Genomic DNA, 16,189 nt, shown 5'->3' with positions numbered 1-16,189 from the left:
CCCGTTTGGAGGCCGGCGGAGGTGCCGCCGGCCCTGCCTTGAGGCCTATTCGGCCAGCGCGCCCTGATCCTTCAGGATGCCGGTAACCGTGCCATTGGTTTCTTCCAGAAGTGCGGGAATGTCTGACTCGCAATCAGCGAAGATCTTGTTGAAGCCCATGGCCGTGTCGAGCCTTATCGGCGTCCAGTCCGGAACGGTCGGAACATAGCGGCCCGCGTCGGCATAGAGCTTGGCGAACAGACCCCAGCGCTCGTCTTTCAGGGTGGCGAGCGTGTCGACATTCTTGTTGATCGGCAGACGGACGATCGGGATGCGCCCGGTGCCCACGGCCATGCCCATGGTCTGGCCTTCCGGCGAGATCATGAACTCGACGAACTTGCGGGCGTCGTCGACCTTCTCGCTGCCCTTCATGAAGTAGACATTGGTGCCTTCGGCAAGCGTGGCAACGCCCTCAGGCCCGGCCGGCGGTGCGATCACCTCGATCTTGTCGGCGCCGGGTTCGGCGTCAAGAAGCGCGATGTGGTAGGGTCCGGTAAAGAACATGCCGGTCTGGCCGGAACGGAAGGAGGGGATGACATCGGCGGTGGTGGCGTTGATGGCGCCCGGCTGGGTGAGGCCCTCGCAGACGAGGCTGCGCATGAATTCCATCGCCTCGACATTGCCTTCCTGGGGCAGCGCCGCCTTGTAGCCATCGCCTTCCTTGGCAAGATAGCCGCCGCCGGCCTGCCACATGAAGCTGCTCATGAACCAACTCGCATAGCCGCGCGTTGTCGACGCGGGCAGGATGAAGCCATAGGTATCATCCTTGCCGTTGCCGTCGGGGTCGTCGTGGGTGAAGGCCGCAGCCATGGCTTTCAGCTCATCCCAGGTCTTGGGCTGTTCAAGCCCGAGCTTTTCGCGCCAGTCCTTGCGGATGAAGAGGGCAAAGGACTGGGCCGAGGTCGGCACGCCGTAATACTTGCCGTCAGCGGCCTCGGCGCTCTTCCAGGCGGTTGGGTAGATGTCGTCAGCGCCCTCAATCTTGGAACGGTCGACCTCCTCGATGATCCCCATCTGCTCCATCTGCCCCATGGCGGTAGCATCATTGAAAAGCAGGTCCGGCAGTTCGCGGCCTGCGGCGGCGCGGGCCAGGCGCTGCTCGAAATCGGTGGTGGCGTTGAAATAGTTGATATGGATGCCGGTCTTCGTCTCGAAGGCCTCGGCCATCTGTTCATAGACTTCGCGCGAGTCGTTGCTGGCGCGGATCCACACATCGAGGTCCTGCGCGTTTGCCGGAATGGCTGCCGTTCCGGCGAGAAGGGCGCCGGCAAGCCCGGCAATGCAAGTGATCTTTTTCATGTGGTCTCCTCCACGGTTTCACTGCTGTCGACGGAGACTGGCCTAGAGCTTCAGCATCCGACTGGCTTGGACCATAACGCAGCAAATTTCCGGAATCAAGAAAACGTTTAACTAAACTTTGGACCGGCGATTCCATGCGATGAAAGAGGCGACCTAAGCTTGTCTTACGTCTTTGAAATAGCTGCATATCTAATTAAGCTGCGTCAAACTGACACGCGTGTGTCTAGCGCTGTAAATGCTTGTGGGCTCGGCGAGAAAGTGCCACAATACAGCCATATCGACAAAATCAGGTAAACGTTTTTTATGTCCGAGCCCAGAGCTGCCACAATCAAGGATGTCGCCACCGCGGCGGGCGTTTCGATCGCCACGGTGTCGAAATTCGTCAATCGCCAGCAGACCTTTTCGCCTGCGGTGGAGGAGCGCATCCGCGCGGCCATCGCATCTCTCGGTTATCGGCAGAACCCGGCCGCCCGCAGCATGGTCACGGGGCGCACCCAGGCGATCGGCCTTGCGGTGATGGATATCCGCAATCCGCATTACGCCAATATCGTCAAGGGCGCGAACCGCGTCGGCATGAAGAGCGGCTACAGCCAGTTTGTCGTCGACATGGAGGAGCGTCGCGAAGGCGTTCATCAGATGCTGGATGCGCTGGCCATGCGCGTCGACGGGCTGATCGTGAGCACGCGGATCCCGGAACAGGACATGGACTGGCTCGCCAATATGGGCAAGCCGGTGATCTTCGTCGGCCGGCCGATGCGCGATGTGATCTATACGGTGCGCACCGACGGTTACCTCGGCGCCGGGCTTCTGGCGCGCTATCTCGTGCGTCAGGGCTATCGGCGTATCGCCTATGCCGGTTTTCCGCTTGCCTCCTGGAACGAGGAGCGCCTGAGGGGGCTGAAGGAGGTGGTCGAAGCCGAGGGGCTGGAGCTTCAGGTCTTCGAGGTGGACGGCACGGTGACCGAGTCGGGCGAGCGGGCGGCTGCCCATGTCCTGCTGCGGCCCGACCGGCCGGAGGTGATCGTTGCCTGTAACGATCAGGTGGCGCTCGGCTTTCTGATTCAGGCGCGCGCGCTCGGCATCTCCATACCGGAGGATGTCGGCCTTGCCGGCTTCGACAATATCGAACCGAGCCGCTATGTCCTGCCATCGCTGACGACCGTCGATATGCGCAGCGAGACCATGGGCGAGATCGCGATGCAGCAGATCCTGGCGATGATCGCGGGCAAGGAGATTGCGCGCGACTACAGGCTGGAGCCGACACTGATGATCCGGCAGTCAACCATGAGGCCGCCTGCCGGTGGCTGAAGCACATATGGGCCGGCCGCGCCGGACTTTGGGCCGCCTTCGACCTGCCCGCGCCAGGCGCTCGCGCCGAAAACCTATGCGAATTTGGTCCTCAGATAGTCGAGATAGGCGCCGCAGTCGCCGGCGTCAGCGCCGATCGAGGAGAGAGCCTCGCGGCGGCTTCTCGAGCGGCCGTGCTGCCAGACAGCCTCTCCGAGTTTTTGCCGCAGCGGCGCAAGATCGCCGGCCTTGGTGGCACTGCGCAATTGAGGATCTGTTTCATCGAGCCGCGCCATGATCTGAGCGGCGGTGACATTGCCGATCGTGTAGGTCGGGAAGGAGCCGATATAGCCGCTCGACCAGTGGACGTCCTGAAGGCAGCCGAGCCCGTCATGCGGCACATCGATGCCGAGGTCCTCGCGCATGGCGGCGTTCCAGGCCGCCGGCACGTCATCGACAACAAGCGAACCGTCCATCAGCGCCATTTCGATGCGCACCCTGAGCATGATGTGCAGATCATAGGTCAGTTCGTCCGCTTCCACGCGGATGAGGCCCGGCTCGGTGCGGTTGACGGCCCTGACGAACTCTTCCTTGCTGACATCGGCGAGCTGGTCCGGGAAATGCGCCTTGAGCCGTCCGAAATGCAGCGCCCAGAAATCAGCGGAACGTCCGATATGGTTTTCGAAAAGCCGCGACTGGCTCTCATGCATGCCGAAACTGCTGCCGCCGACGGAATAAAGACCGATCAGATCGGTCGTGTGTGCCGTGCGGGTCAGTGCCGGATCGACGCCCTGTTCGTACAGCGCGTGGCCGGTCTCGTGCATGGTGCCGAAGATCGACATCGGCAGATAGTTCGGGTTCCAGCGCGAGGTGATGCGCACATCCTGGCGGGTAAACGAGATCTCGAAGGGATGGACGGCTGTGTCGAGCCGGCTGCGGGTAAAATCAAGGCCGAGAACTTCGGCAAGCTCCGCACAGAGCGCTTTCTGCTGTTCGACCGGATAGGCGCGGTAGAGAAAATCCGCGCGCGGTTTCGGTCGTTCGAGCGCTGCCGTCAGGATCGGCTTGATGCCGTCGCGCAGGTCGTCGAACAGAGCCTTCAGCGAGGCGGCGGTCTCGCCGGGCTCGTAGATCTGCACCATCGGGTCATAGGGGTGGGCGTCATAGCCGATCGCGTCCGCCATCTGGCGCGCAAGCGAGACGATCTCGGCAAGATGCGGACGGAACAGGGCAAAGTCGCCTTCCGCACGAGCCCCTTCCCAGGCGCGGCCGGCAATAATCGAGATTTCGTCCTGGCGACGCAGCAGTTCGGGCGGCACGCTCAGATGCCATTTGCGAGCGGCAAGCACAGCCTCGGCGGCGCGGCGCTCGCGTTCATCGGAAGGCTTTGCCAGCACGGCTTCGGCGGCATCTTCCGTGGCGGTGTCGAGCAGCATCGCGCGCGCCTTGGCCTTCAGCGTGGCAATCTGCTGGCCGCGGGTGGCTGCTCCGCCTGCAGGCATCATGACTCGCGCATCCCATTGCAGCAGGTTGACGGCCGAGAGAATATCGTTGATTTCGGCTGTGCGGGTTGTGAACGCGTTCATGCGGCCTCCGGCTTTGCTGTGGCGCCGGTGCCGCCGTCGTTGAGGTGGCAGGCAACCGATGCCGTTCCGCTTGTCGCCGGCTTGAGGCGCGGCAGTTCGGTTTTGCACCTCGGGCCGGCCATCGGACAGCGCGGATGGAAGGCGCAGCCTTTCGGCGGGTTGATCGGCGAGGGGATTTCGCCCTCGATCGGCTGAAACGAGCCGCGCCCGGCGCCAAGCTTCGGGATCGAGGCGAACAGCGCCCTAGTATAGGGGTGGCGCGGCGTCGCATAAAGCTCTTCCGCTGTGGCGAGCTCGACGATCCGTCCGAGATACATGATCGCCACACGGTCGCACACATGGCGCACGACCGAAAGGTCGTGGCTGATGAAAACGGCGGTAAGATCGAGTTCGCGGCGCAGATCCATGAACAGGTTCAGCACCTGCGCCTGGATCGAGACGTCCAGCGAGGCCACCGCTTCGTCCAGCACCAGCAGCTCCGGCTCCATGGCGAGCGCGCGGGCAATGGCGACGCGCTGGCGTTGACCACCGGAAAACTGGTGCGGCAGGCGGTCGGCATAGGCGCCCTCAAGGCCCACCTGCTCAAGCAGACTGCGCACACGGGCGCGGACTTCATTGGCCTTGACGATATGATGGATGCGCGGACCTTCGGCGATCGTCTCGCCCACCTTCATGCGCGGATTGAGGCTTGCGAACGGATCCTGATGGATCATCTGCACCTTGGTGGTGAGCTTGTCGACATTGTTGCCGTGCTTGCGGGCAACGGGCGCACCGCTCAGAAGCACCTGACCCTCGCTTGGCGTGTAGATGCCCGAGATGATGCGGCCGAGCGTAGACTTGCCGCAGCCCGATTCGCCGACAAGGCCGAGCACCTCGCCCTCGGCGACCTCCAGCGAGATATCGGAAAGCGCATGAACGGTTTCGCCCGAGGGCTTGCCGGCGAGCCTGTTGATGCCCTGGATGACGAGGCCGGGCTTTCGGGTGAAGCGTTTGTGAACGCTTTTGATCGTCAGAAGCGGCTTGCTCATGGGGCCTCCATCGGATGATGACAGGAAACCGAATGCGTTCCGGTCTCATGCAGGGGCGGCTCGGTGGCGCAGATGTCTGACGCGCGCGGACAGCGCGGCCTGAACGGACAGCCCGATGGCAGATTGGCAAGCTGCGGCGTCGATCCGGGGATTTGCGGCAGATGCGCGCCCGGCTCATGCAGGCTCGGCACGGAGCCGATCAGGCCAACCGTATAGGGGTGGCGGGGGGCGACAATCACCTCTTCGGCCGTGCCGCGCTCAACGATCCTGCCAGCATACATGACGCAGATGTCGTCAGCGAGGCTGGAGATGACGGCAAGGTCGTGGGTGACCCAGACGATCGCCGTGCCGGTCTCGTCGGCAAGCCTGCGCACCTCGGCGAGAATCTGGCTCTGGATCGAGACGTCGAGCGCCGTCGTCGGTTCGTCGGCGATGATCACCGCCGGGCGGTGCAAAAGCGCGGTGGCAATGGCCACGCGCTGGCGCATGCCGCCGGAAAGCTGGTGCGGATAGGCCTTCAGCCTTTCGCGGGCAGCCGGAATGCCGACGGTCTCGAGGGCCTGGCGCGCACGCTCCCAGGCGTCGCGCTTCGACATCTTCTCGTGCACGCGCACGGCCATCGCCATCTGGTCGCCGATCCGCAAGACCGGGTTCAGTGTCATCATCGGGTCCTGAAACACCATGGCGACCTTGGCGCCGCGCAGTTTTCGCAGTGCCTCGGGCTTCAGCGCCCTGAGGTCCTGGCCATCGACCAGAACTTCGCCGCCGGTGATATGGCCCGGTTCCTCGACAAGGCCGAGAATGGAAAAGCCGGTGACGCTCTTGCCCGAGCCGCTCTCGCCGACAAGACCCATGATGCGGCCGCGCTCGACCGAAAAGCTGACATTGTTGACGGCGGTGACGTCGCCGCGACGGGTTTCAAACCGGGTGGTGAGGCCCCGGACGTCCAGTGCTTTGGTCATCGGCTGCGCCTCGGGTCTAGAACGGTGCGGACCTGATCGCCGACCAGATTGATCGTCACCACCGTCACCATCAGGAAAAGGCCCGGATAGATCGACAGCCAGTAGCGGTCCGTGTGGATATATTTGAAGCCGTTGGCAATCAGCGAGCCGAGCGAGGGTTCGGTGAGCGGCAGACCGACGCCGAGGAAGGAGAGCGTCGCCTCCAGCGCGATCGCGCTTGCGACCTGTACCGTGGCAACCACGATCAGCGGCGGCAGCACGTTCGGCAGGAGGTGGCGGAAGAGAACGCGGCCTGTGGGAAGCGGCGTCGAGCGGGCGGCCTCGATATAGTCCTTGCCGCGCTCGACGGTCGCCGCGCCATGGGTGGTGCGGGCGAAATAGGCGTATTGGGCAATCACCAGCGCCAGAATGATCTGGCCGACGCCCTGTCCGAGAACGGCGACCAGCACCAGTGCCAGCAGGATCGCCGGCATCGACAATTGCAGGTCGACGATGCGCATCAGGAAGGCCTCGATCCGGCCGCCGAAATAGGCCGCCGACAGGCCGACGCAAATGCCGACGATCAACGCCAGCCCGCCGGCGGAAAGGCCGATGACGAAGCTGGTGCGCAATCCGTAGAAGATCGCCGACAGCATGTCGCGGCCGACATTGTCGGTGCCGAGAAGATGGGTATAGCCGCCGGAACCGACCGTGCCGGGCTTCAGAAACGCATCCATCCAGTCGAGCTTGGCCATGTCATAGGGGTCCTGCGGCGACACCAGCGGCGCTGCAAAGGAGACGAACAGCAGGCCTACGATCATGATCAGAGAGACGACCGCGACCGGGGAGCGGGCAAAGTCGGAACAGAAATTGCGGAACCGGGCGGGGCGGGTTTCCACCGGCGCCGCAGCGGGCGTAGCGTCAGCCATCACTTGCCTCCCTTCAGCCGCACGCGCGGATCGAGCTGGGCGTAGATGATGTCGACGACAAGGTTGATGAGCACGAAGAGAATGACCACGAGAATGAGATAGGTGACCATGACCGGGCGGTCGAGCTGGAGGATGCTGTCGATGATCAGCTTTCCGACGCCCGGCCAGTTGAAGACGCTCTCGGTGACGACGGCAAAGGCGAGCGTTGAGCCGAGTTCAAGGCCAAAGACTGTGACGATCGGGATTGAGATGTTGCGCAGAACATGGCGGAACACGATCTGCCGGTCGGGCAGTCCCTGGGCGCGGGCGAATTTCACATAGTCCGTCTGCATCGCCTCGACCATTCCAGCCCGGGTGAGACGGATGAGCAGGCCCATCATGAACAGCGAAAGGTTGAAGGCCGGCATGATGACGTGGCTCCAGCCGTCCACGGTCGCCAGAGAAGTGCGCAGGCCGAGGATGGAACCGATATCGCCGCGCCCGCCGGAGGGCAGCCAGCCGAGATTGACCGCAAAGGCCATGACCAGCAGCATGCCGATCCAGAAGGTTGGAACGGAGAAGCCGAGAACCGAGAGCGCCATGATTGCCTTGGCAGGCAGGCTGTTCGGGCGGTAGCCCGCATAGATGCCGGCTGGGATGCCGATGAGGGTTGCGATCATCACAGCGACGAAGACCAGTTCGATGGTGGCCGGAAGCCTGGAGAAGACGAGTTTGATGACCGAGACATTGTAGACCATCGACGTGCCGAGATCGCCGTGGATGACATTGGAAAGAAACGTCCAGTATTGCTGCCAGAGCGGTTGGTCGAGACCGTATTGCTCGATCAGTTTCTGGCGGATCTCCTGGGTCGCGCCGGGGTCGATCATCACATCGATCGGATTGCCGATTGCGTAGACGCCGAGAAAGACAATGATCGACATTGCAAAGATGACGACAACGGCCTGCAGCAGCCGCTGGACAAGAAAACCAAGCATCTAAGCCTCTTGGAATAGAGCATGCGCATCTGCGCGACGCGCTGAATATCGCACGAATGGCATCATCCGGCATCTGGCCGGGTATCAATTCGCCGATGAGGGGCTGCGGCGATACCTGCCGCAGCCCCGTGAACGCCCTGGCGCACGAGCGTTCGCCGCGCCGCCTTACTTGGCGGGCGTGATCTCGTAAGCGCGCGTTTCCTGGTCGACGCGCGGCGTGATTTCGATGGTGTCGGCATCAGCGGCCCAGACGGTCTGCAGGATGACGGTCGGGATCAGGGCGCGGTCTTCCATGGCAATGTAGGAAGCTTCTTCATAAAGCTTCTTGCGTGCCTCGGCATCGAGCGTCTGCGTGCCTTCGTCGAAGACCTTGTCGAATTCCGGGTTGGAATAGCCGGTGCGGTTGAAGTTGCCGAAGCCCTTTTCCGCGTCCTTGGTGTGGGTCAGCGCACCATAGGTGTAGGCGGCTTCACCCGTCAGCGTGCCCCATGCCGACATGGTCATCGTGTATTCCTCGCGCGCTGCGGCGGGGAAGAAGACCGTGCCGTTGAGAGCCTGTGCGTTCACCTTCAGGCCAAGGCGGGCCCACATCTGGGCGAGCGCTTCGCAGACCACGGCATCGCCGGGAACGCGGTTGTTGGTGCAGGTGAAGTCGATCTCGAAACCGTCCGGATAGCCGGCCTCTGCCAAGAGCGCCTTGGCCTGTTCGATATCGTATTCGCGCGGGCCGAGTTCTTCCGAATAGCCGAAGAAGCCTTCCGGCATCAGCTGATTTGCGGGGTTGCCGAGACCTTCGAGGACGACATTGACCAGCACGTCGCGATTGATGGCAAGGTCAAGCGCCTTGCGGACGCGCAGGTCCTGCAGCGGGTTGCCGTCGACCGGCTCGCCGTCGACGGTGATCGGCTGCGGTTCTTCATCCTTCACGCTCGGCGCGATGTTGAGGATGTAGATCGAGTCGGAGATGAAGGTTTCCAGGCTGTCATCGTTCTGGAAGGCCAGATAGTCGGACGCCGGAACGTAGTTGATCATGTCGACATCGCCGGAACGCAGGGCCGCGACACGGGCGGCGTCATCCGGGATTTCGCGACGGATGACCTTTTCCCAGGCCGGTTCTTCGCCCCAGTAGCCGTCAAAGCGCTCGAGCACCAGATCACCCTTGGGCTCCCAGGAGACGAATTTGTAGGGGCCAGTGCCGATGGCGGCTTCGCCGGAGTTGAACTCCTCGTTGCGGGCTTCCATGCTGGTTCCGTCGGAGACGACGAAGAGGCGGGTAAAGTCGTTGGGGAGCGCAGGCGCCATGCCCTTTGTATGGACGCGCAGCGTGTAGTCGTCGACCACTTCGACGCTGTCGACATATTTCGTGTAGAGCGTCATCGGCATCGGGCCGGTGACTTCCGGAATGCGCTCGATCGAGAACTTGACGTCTTCGGCGGTGAAGTCAGAGCCGTCATGGAATTTTACGCCTTCGCGCAGCTTGAATTCCCAGGTCGTGTCGTCGATCGGCTCCCAGCTGACGGCGAGGCCGGGTTTCAGCTGCAGCTTATCGTCGACATCAACGACCGTGTCATAGATGTGGCGCAGCGCTTCGGCCTGGCTGCCGAGCGTCGACCAGTGCGGATCAATGGAGTCCGGGCCGGCGCGCAGGCCGATGATCAGGTCGTCGGCAAGCACCGCCGGCGCCGCTGCCATCAGCGCAAGCGCGGTGACGGCGGAACGGAGAAGAGCTTTTTTCATCAGGTTTGTTCCCCTTTGTTTCAACTGACTGATACGATAGTCCCGATTTTTTGAAACGGTCAACCCTGAACTGAGACAAATATCATTTTGAAAACATAAAAACAGTTGCTTCAAAGGCTTGGCAGGTTGGGTGTTTTTGTCCATTATAACACTATGACAGACACGCAGGTGCAATTCGATCAGGCAATGGATCGCATCGTCGATGCCATTGACCGCTCTTCTTCTGTTGCCGTTTCGGTGCAGTTGCGCGGAGCGTTGGAGTTCGGGATCGCGTCCGGAGAGTTGCCGGCCGGTGGCCGCATGCCTTCCGTGCGCTCGCTTGCGTCAAGGCTTGGCATTTCGCCTGTGACCGTCAGCACCGTCTACGCCGCGTTGCAGGAAGTCGGGCATACGGAGGGTCGCGTCGGTTCCGGCACATTCGTCAAAAGCATTTCCGTTCCGGCAAACCAGGTACGGCTGCGCGAACTCGATATGCGGATTGCGGAATTGGTTGAGCTTGGGCGCGATTGCGGCATTTCGCCTGCCGAACTGGCGACGCGGGTCTCCATGTCTTCCAGCAGGCCGAACATGAACATGCGGCTTCTGATCGTCGGTAATTTTGTCGAGGCGACCGAAGCTTATGCTGCGGCGCTGCGCCCGCATCTTGCCCATGGCGACACGCTTTCGGTCGCGACCATGGACATGCTTGAGAATGTCGCCCCTGACAGCGTCGATCTGGTGATTTCGCCGCGCAGCCTCCTCAAGCCCGCTCGCGACCATTTTGCTGACACGCCGATTACCGGCGTCACGCTGATTCCGGATGAGGCGACGCGTGTCTCCCTGGCCTCGCTTGCGACCGATGCCGAGGTCGTCGGCTATTCTTATTTCGATACGTTCGTGACGCTGATGAAGGCCGGTATCCGACGGTTCGGTCCGCATATCACCGAGTTGAAGATGGTGGTGCGCGGCGAGCCTGGCGTGGAGGAGGCGATCGCTTCGGCCGATGTGCTGGTCTATGCGACGGGGGCCGAATATCTGCTTGAGACGCTGAGATCCGACCAGCGCGCCTTCGAATACCGGCACACGCCCGACATTCATTCCGTGCGGAAGGAACTGCTTCCCACAATCGAAGCCTACAGAACAAAAATCCTCAAAAAACGGAGGGGCAACGTTGAAAATTTCCGAAAGCAACTGGGGTGAAATCGAGGACTATCTGAAGGCAGATGACCGTTGCGTCCTGCCGCTTGGCAGTACCGAGCAGCACGCCTTTCTCAGCCTCTCCGTCGACAGCATCCTGTCCGAAAAGGTCGCAGCCGATGCCGCCGAGCCGCTCGGCGTTCCGGTGTTTCCCGCCGTTGCCTATGGGCTGACGCCGTATTTCATGGCTTTTCCGGGCAGCGTCACGCTGAAGCTCTCGACCTATGCAGCGCTTGTCTCAGACATTCTCGACAGTCTCTATGCGACGGGCTTTCGCCGTATCCTGGTCGTCAACGGCCATGGCGGCAATACGCCGGTGCAGCCGGTCACCATGGAATGGATGGAGCGTCACGAAGGCGCGCGCTGCCGCTTCCATGACTGGTGGCGGGCGCCGAAGACGTTTGCGACCGTCCGCGAGATCGATCCCATCGCCAGCCACGCCAGCTGGATGGAGAATTTTGCCTGGACGCGCCTGCCGGGCCGCGAGATGCCGGCCGAGCAGAAGCCCTATGTCGATTTCGACCGCCTGCGCGATCGCAATGCCGCTGGCGTTCGCGCGCTGATCGGCGATGGCAATTATGGTGGTCTCTACCAGCGCCCCGATGAAGACATGGACCGGCTCTGGTCCGTGGCTGTCGAAGAAACCCGCGCCCTGATCGAGGGTGACTGGGCATGAGCAATTCGCCAATCCTGATCTGGGGCGCCGGCGCGATCGGCGGCGTTCTCGGTGCCTATTTCGCCCGCGCCGGCCATGATGTTCACATGGTCGATATCGTGCCTGAACATGTCGAGGCGATGCGCACCACTGGCCTGAAGATCGAAGGCCCGGTGGAGGAGTTCAGGCAGGTCCTGAAGGCGAGCACGCCGGATGAACTTGAAGGACAATTCGACCGCGTGTTTCTGGCGGTCAAGGCGCATCATACGGCAGGCGCGCTCGACATGCTCATCCCGCATCTGGCGGAAGACGGCTATGTCGTCTCCGCCCAGAATGGCCTCAATGAAAAGGTGATTGCGGAAAAGATCGGCGCTGAAAACACCGTCGGTTGCTTCGTCAATTATGGTGCCGACTGGCTGGAGCCGGGCCGCATTCTTTATGGCAACCGCGCTGCCGTTGCTGTCGGCGAACTTGATGGCCGGATGACGCCGCGTGTTGCCGAGGTGCACAAGCTTCTGTCGCTGGTCGAGCCGGATGCCGTGGCGACCGACAATATCTGGGGTTATCTCTGGGGCAAGATGGGCTATGGCTCGCTGCTGTTCTGTACCGCACTGACGCCGGATTCCATGTCGGATGCGATGGCGCGGCCGGAACATCGCGTCGTCTACGAAAAGCTCGGCCATGAGGTGATGCTGCTGGCCGAGGCCGAGGGCGCAAGCCCGCTTGGCTTCAACGGTTTTGATCCGGCGGCCTTTCTGGCGGCTGATCCCGAAGGTATGCTGGCGGCGCTCGACAAGATGGTGGCGCATAACCGCAAGACGGCCAAGACCCATTCCGGCATCTGGCGCGACCTTGCCGTGCGCAAGCGCAAGACGGAAGTGGATGCGCAGATCGGCACGATGATCCCGCTTGCCGCCGCGCACGGTCTTGCCGTTCCCGCCCTCGCGAAGATGGTCGACCTCATTCACGACATCGAGGACGGCAAGCGCGAGCAATCGGCGGCCCTTGTCGATGAGATGGTGCTGCTGTGCAGCTAGATCTTTCCAGCAAGGTTTTCGCCGTCACCGGTGCGGCGCAGGGTATCGGCGCGGCCATCGCCCGCCAGCTCAAGGCGTCTGGCGCTGCTGTCGCCGCCATCGATATCGACGGCGATGGCATGAAACCGCTTCTTGGTGACGGCATCAGCCTGCATCAGGCCGATCTTGGCTCGCGTAAGGGCGCGCATGCGGCAATCCGGTCCGTGCTCTCACAGCATGGCCGTATCGACGGGCTTGTCACATCAGCCGGTGGTGTGCGCGGGCAGGCTGGCCGCCCGATCGAAGAAATCGGCGAGGATGACTGGCATGTGATCTTTCAGGCCAATGTCGACGCCGCCATGTGGTGCGTGCAGGCTGCGGCGCCCGATATGAAAGCGCGCGGCGAAGGCCGGATTATCACCATCTCCTCAGGTGCAGGCCTGCGACCGAGCTTGACCGGCATTCAGGCCTATGCCAGCGCCAAGCACGCGCTTGTCGGCCTGACGAAACAGCTTGCGCTGGAACTCGGCCCCTTCGGCATCACGGTCAATTCCGTGGCGCCCGGTTTCGTCCTTTCCAACCCGTCCACGCAAAAGCAGTGGGCGGCCTTCGGCGAAGAGCGGCAGAAGGCCGTCATCGGCGGAATACACATGCGCCGACTTGGTGCGCCGGCCGACATTGCAAATGCCGTCACCTTTCTGGCCTCGCCGCAAGCCGGCTGGATCAGCGGACAAATTCTTTCGGTCGATGGAGGCCATGCATGAGCGAACCCTATGAATGGGACGAGGCGACCTGGCGCGGCCGGGTCAATCAGGTGCGCGCGGGCAAGAGCCTGCTGCCGAAGGCCTGGCCCGGCGGCGCGCGCTGCGCGGTGGCGCTCAGCTTCGATAGCGACCACGAGACCAATGAGTTGCGCGATGGCGGGGAGTCGCCCGCTCGCCTCAGCTGGGGTGAGTTTGGCGCAAGGCGGGGCATCCCGCGCATCCGCAAGGTGCTCGATCGCTTTGGCGCAAAGGCAAGTTTCTTCGTGCCCGCCGTCTCCGCGCTGCTGCATCCGGAAGAACAGAAATCGCTGGCCGAGGATGGCCACGAGATCGCGCTTCACGGCTGGATCCACGAGCGCAATGCGCAGGTGCCCGCCGACAAGGAGCGCGAACTGATGCTCCGCTCCGCCGATACGCTGGAAAAGCTCACCGGCACCCGTCCCGTCGGCATGCGCACGCCGTCATGGGATTATTCCGATGTGACGCTGAAGATCGCGCGCGAACTCGGTCTCGTCTACGACAGTTCGCTGTTTGCCGATGACGATCCTTACGAGATCCTCGACAATGGCGAGCGCACAGGCATCGTCGAGCTGCCGGTCGAATGGATCCGCGATGATGCGGTCTATTTCATGATGAACCGTTTTGGCGCGCAGCGGCCCTATACGCCGCCGACCGATGTGCTCGATATCTTTCGTCGCGAGTTCGATGGCGCCTATGAAGAGGGCGGCATGTTCCTTCTGACCATGCACCCGCACATCACCGGCTATCGTTCGCGGATTTTTATTCTGGAAGAGCTTCTGTCGCACATCACGTCAAAGGGTGATTGCTGGATTGCCACCCATGCCGATATCGCCCGCTACTGTGCTACCGAAGCCGGGCTGAAGGAGTAGACATGCGTTATTCTCTCGCGGTCCATGGCGGGGCCGGAACCATTTTGAAATCGAAGATGACGCCGGAAAAGGAAGCGGCCTATCACGCAGGCCTTCGCCGGGCGCTGGAAGCAGGTGAAGCCGTGCTGAAGGATGGTGGGGCAGCGCTTGATGCGGTAACGGCCGCCGTCTGCGCGCTGGAAGACGAGCCGCTCTTCAATGCCGGGCGCGGCGCGGTGTTCACCGATCATGGCGAGCAGGAAATGGATGCTGCCGTCATGGATGGACGCGACCGCAAGGCTGGCACGGTTGCCAGCATTTTCGGGCCGAAGAACCCGGTTCTGGCGGCGCGCGCGGTGATGGAACACACGGTCCATGTCTGCATGACCGGGCCGAATGCGCTGGAAATTGCCCGTAACGCCGGCGTCGAATTCGCCGACAAGGACTATTTCTTCACGCAGGCTCGCTGGGACGCGCTTCAGGAAACGCTGAAGATGAAGGCCAAGGGCGAGGATGACGCCGACCCGGCCCGCCGCCATGGCACGGTTGGCGCTGTGGCCTGCGACAATGACGGCAACCTGGCGGCCGCCACCTCCACCGGCGGCTGGACCGGCAAGGCCAAGGGCCGCATTGGCGACACGCCGATGATCGGCGCCGGCACCTATGCCGACAATGCCACCTGCGCTGTGTCCGGCACAGGCCACGGCGAGATCTTCATCCGCTGGACGGCAGCGTCCGAGATCGCTGCGCGCATGCGCTACAAGGGCGAGAGCCTGGAAGAGGCCGCGCGTCATGTGGTGATGGTCGATCTCGGCGAAAACGATGGCTCCGGCGGCGTCATCGCGGTTGACCGGGACGGCAATATCACGCTGCCGTTCAACTCCGAAGGTATGTATCGCGGTCATGTCCGCGCCGGCGAGGAAGCCGTTACGGCTATTTACCGGTCCTAGAGCGTTTCCACGAAAAGTGGGTACCGGTTTCCGCCCGGGAACGCACAGAAACAAAGAGATAGAGCGATTTCGCGGTTCGAAGAAGAGCGGAAGCGCTCAAGAACCGGATGGGACCGCCGCCTTCTTGGCGGTCCGTTCAGGGCCTGCGACGGGGTTGTCTGTCGCAGGCCTTTTTTTTTGCGCGTATCGTTCAGTCGGCGAGAAGAGCCCGGCAGCTTAAATGTTACCGGCTTTATCTTGCTCAATCGTGCTTTACGGATGCGGCAGCGGCGCCTTGGCGTCTCGTCACGCCCATATATTCGCTCGGGTAGGCCGCGGCTGCAGCATGCAGGTGTAAACGGACGAGCTTCAGTCCATGATCAGCAGGACGAAAAGAGCATGAGGCTTGTCGTTCGTGATTGTTTCAGCCTCTTGGGCGGCGAGGTGAGACAGCCTCGTGATGCGGCTGGCTCCATAGGCGCCCCTTCTCTTCATCTGCCGCCTTCGACGCAGGCTGGCCCCAAAACGACTTCGGCATCTCTCTGCGAGAAGTACCGTTTCGTCAGAACTTCTGTTTTACTTGTATACATCGAAGTAAACTCTGAAAAGATTCAATTTGAAAAAGTTATTTTTGTTGATATGATTTAATTAGTAGAGTCTACTACAAGTATAAACTATGAATAGTGAATTTATACTTGTAGCGTTTTAAATTTTGGCTCAGGCAACGACGAGGCCACGCTGCTACGGCGGTCAACCGGGGGGATGAAAATGTCTGCAAGATTTCGCGATACGGCTGCAAGTTCCACGAGATTTGGCGGCTTTGGGCTGGGAGTATCGGGTTCCGGCGAGTGCGGGCCGCATCGCCTTTCCCGCTTTCTTTCTGGAACGGCTTTCACGACCCTGCTTCTGGCAAGCGGCGTGGCGCTCTACAGCGGCATGCCGCAACAGGCTGTGGCTCAG

General features: G+C 61.9%; 16 protein-coding genes. 9 read left to right on the top strand and 7 right to left on the bottom strand.

Features of this window, described 5'->3' with window-relative positions; translation table 11 throughout:
* Window positions 1-45: 45 nt before the first annotated feature.
* Window positions 46-1,338 carry an ABC transporter substrate-binding protein gene (locus GGR30_RS18080; protein WP_183489211.1) on the bottom strand — a complete coding sequence of 431 codons (1,293 nt, stop codon included), beginning with the start codon at window positions 1,336-1,338 and terminating at the stop codon, window positions 46-48.
* 303 nt (window positions 1,339-1,641) lie between these two features.
* Here GGR30_RS18080 and GGR30_RS18075 point away from each other — a divergent pair, with 303 nt between their 5' ends.
* Entirely contained in the window at window positions 1,642-2,646 is a 1,005-nt protein-coding gene (locus tag GGR30_RS18075; protein WP_183489209.1) for a LacI family DNA-binding transcriptional regulator, read from the top strand.
* A gap of 74 nt (window positions 2,647-2,720) precedes the next feature.
* Here the strand turns inward: GGR30_RS18075 and GGR30_RS18070 are convergent, their stop codons facing one another.
* The 6 genes from GGR30_RS18070 to GGR30_RS18045 all read right to left on the bottom strand — a co-directional run bounded on the left by GGR30_RS18070 (window position 2,721) and on the right by GGR30_RS18045 (window position 9,820).
* Window positions 2,721-4,211 (bottom strand): carboxypeptidase M32, encoded by a 1,491-nt coding sequence (locus GGR30_RS18070; RefSeq protein WP_183489206.1) that lies wholly within the window; start codon window positions 4,209-4,211, stop codon window positions 2,721-2,723.
* Window positions 4,208-5,239, bottom strand: coding sequence for an ABC transporter ATP-binding protein (locus tag GGR30_RS18065; RefSeq protein WP_183489203.1), 1,032 nt, complete (start codon window positions 5,237-5,239; stop codon window positions 4,208-4,210). Before GGR30_RS18065 ends, GGR30_RS18070 begins: the two co-directional genes overlap by 4 nt.
* Window positions 5,236-6,201 (bottom strand): ABC transporter ATP-binding protein, encoded by a 966-nt coding sequence (locus GGR30_RS18060; RefSeq protein WP_183489183.1) that lies wholly within the window; start codon window positions 6,199-6,201, stop codon window positions 5,236-5,238. The genes GGR30_RS18065 and GGR30_RS18060 overlap by 4 nt, the downstream gene beginning before the upstream one ends.
* A complete protein-coding gene (locus tag GGR30_RS18055; RefSeq protein ID WP_183489179.1) occupies window positions 6,198-7,109 on the bottom strand; it encodes an ABC transporter permease in 912 nt (303 codons plus the stop codon). Before GGR30_RS18055 ends, GGR30_RS18060 begins: the two co-directional genes overlap by 4 nt.
* Entirely contained in the window at window positions 7,109-8,083 is a 975-nt protein-coding gene (locus tag GGR30_RS18050) for an ABC transporter permease (RefSeq protein ID WP_183489176.1), read from the bottom strand. Before GGR30_RS18050 ends, GGR30_RS18055 begins: the two co-directional genes overlap by 1 nt.
* Window positions 8,084-8,248: 165 nt before the next feature.
* Entirely contained in the window at window positions 8,249-9,820 is a 1,572-nt protein-coding gene (locus GGR30_RS18045) for an ABC transporter substrate-binding protein (protein WP_183489173.1), read from the bottom strand.
* A gap of 153 nt (window positions 9,821-9,973) precedes the next feature.
* Between GGR30_RS18045 and GGR30_RS18040 the strand changes: the two genes are divergently transcribed.
* From GGR30_RS18040 to GGR30_RS23240, 8 genes are all read left to right on the top strand, one after another.
* Window positions 9,974-10,999: a GntR family transcriptional regulator gene (locus GGR30_RS18040; protein WP_183489171.1), complete on the top strand. Its 1,026-nt coding sequence runs from the start codon at window positions 9,974-9,976 to the stop codon at window positions 10,997-10,999.
* Window positions 10,971-11,672: a creatininase family protein gene (locus GGR30_RS18035; RefSeq protein ID WP_183489168.1), complete on the top strand. Its 702-nt coding sequence runs from the start codon at window positions 10,971-10,973 to the stop codon at window positions 11,670-11,672. Before GGR30_RS18040 ends, GGR30_RS18035 begins: the two co-directional genes overlap by 29 nt.
* Complete coding sequence (locus GGR30_RS18030; protein ID WP_183489165.1) at window positions 11,669-12,688, top strand: ketopantoate reductase family protein; 1,020 nt, start codon at window positions 11,669-11,671, stop codon at window positions 12,686-12,688. The genes GGR30_RS18035 and GGR30_RS18030 overlap by 4 nt, the downstream gene beginning before the upstream one ends.
* Window positions 12,679-13,431 (top strand): SDR family oxidoreductase, encoded by a 753-nt coding sequence (locus tag GGR30_RS18025; protein ID WP_183489162.1) that lies wholly within the window; start codon window positions 12,679-12,681, stop codon window positions 13,429-13,431. Before GGR30_RS18030 ends, GGR30_RS18025 begins: the two co-directional genes overlap by 10 nt.
* Entirely contained in the window at window positions 13,428-14,321 is an 894-nt protein-coding gene (locus GGR30_RS18020; protein WP_183489159.1) for a polysaccharide deacetylase family protein, read from the top strand. The genes GGR30_RS18025 and GGR30_RS18020 overlap by 4 nt, the downstream gene beginning before the upstream one ends.
* Before the next feature lie 2 nt (window positions 14,322-14,323).
* On the top strand, window positions 14,324-15,250 hold the full coding sequence (locus tag GGR30_RS18015; RefSeq protein ID WP_183489156.1) for an isoaspartyl peptidase/L-asparaginase family protein: 927 nt from the start codon (window positions 14,324-14,326) through the stop codon (window positions 15,248-15,250).
* 378 nt (window positions 15,251-15,628) lie between these two features.
* Entirely contained in the window at window positions 15,629-15,877 is a 249-nt protein-coding gene (locus GGR30_RS18010; RefSeq protein WP_183489153.1) for a hypothetical protein, read from the top strand.
* Between the two features lie 120 nt (window positions 15,878-15,997).
* Window positions 15,998-16,189: hypothetical protein (locus tag GGR30_RS23240; RefSeq protein WP_210288106.1), on the top strand; the 192-nt coding region annotated here is incomplete at its 3' end.

Origin of the sequence: Martelella radicis (assembly GCF_014196625.1) — a bacterium.
GTDB classification, from domain to species: domain Bacteria; phylum Pseudomonadota; class Alphaproteobacteria; order Rhizobiales; family Rhizobiaceae; genus Martelella; species Martelella radicis.
The sequence above is the reverse complement of the archived record's forward strand: the minus strand, read 5'-3'. Positions and strand labels throughout refer to the sequence as shown.

Coding starts and splice junctions, on each gene's coding strand:
- GGR30_RS18080 (WP_183489211.1), bottom strand. CDS start 1,338: ATGAAAAAGATCACTTGCATTGCCGGGCTTGCCGGCGCCCTTCTCGCC.
- GGR30_RS18075 (WP_183489209.1), top strand. CDS start 1,642: ATGTCCGAGCCCAGAGCTGCCACAATCAAGGATGTCGCCACCGCGGCG.
- GGR30_RS18070 (WP_183489206.1), bottom strand. CDS start 4,211: ATGAACGCGTTCACAACCCGCACAGCCGAAATCAACGATATTCTCTCG.
- GGR30_RS18065 (WP_183489203.1), bottom strand. CDS start 5,239: ATGAGCAAGCCGCTTCTGACGATCAAAAGCGTTCACAAACGCTTCACC.
- GGR30_RS18060 (WP_183489183.1), bottom strand. CDS start 6,201: ATGACCAAAGCACTGGACGTCCGGGGCCTCACCACCCGGTTTGAAACC.
- GGR30_RS18055 (WP_183489179.1), bottom strand. CDS start 7,109: ATGGCTGACGCTACGCCCGCTGCGGCGCCGGTGGAAACCCGCCCCGCC.
- GGR30_RS18050 (WP_183489176.1), bottom strand. CDS start 8,083: ATGCTTGGTTTTCTTGTCCAGCGGCTGCTGCAGGCCGTTGTCGTCATC.
- GGR30_RS18045 (WP_183489173.1), bottom strand. CDS start 9,820: ATGAAAAAAGCTCTTCTCCGTTCCGCCGTCACCGCGCTTGCGCTGATG.
- GGR30_RS18040 (WP_183489171.1), top strand. CDS start 9,974: ATGACAGACACGCAGGTGCAATTCGATCAGGCAATGGATCGCATCGTC.
- GGR30_RS18030 (WP_183489165.1), top strand. CDS start 11,669: ATGAGCAATTCGCCAATCCTGATCTGGGGCGCCGGCGCGATCGGCGGC.
- GGR30_RS18020 (WP_183489159.1), top strand. CDS start 13,428: ATGAGCGAACCCTATGAATGGGACGAGGCGACCTGGCGCGGCCGGGTC.
- GGR30_RS18015 (WP_183489156.1), top strand. CDS start 14,324: ATGCGTTATTCTCTCGCGGTCCATGGCGGGGCCGGAACCATTTTGAAA.
- GGR30_RS18010 (WP_183489153.1), top strand. CDS start 15,629: ATGAGGCTTGTCGTTCGTGATTGTTTCAGCCTCTTGGGCGGCGAGGTG.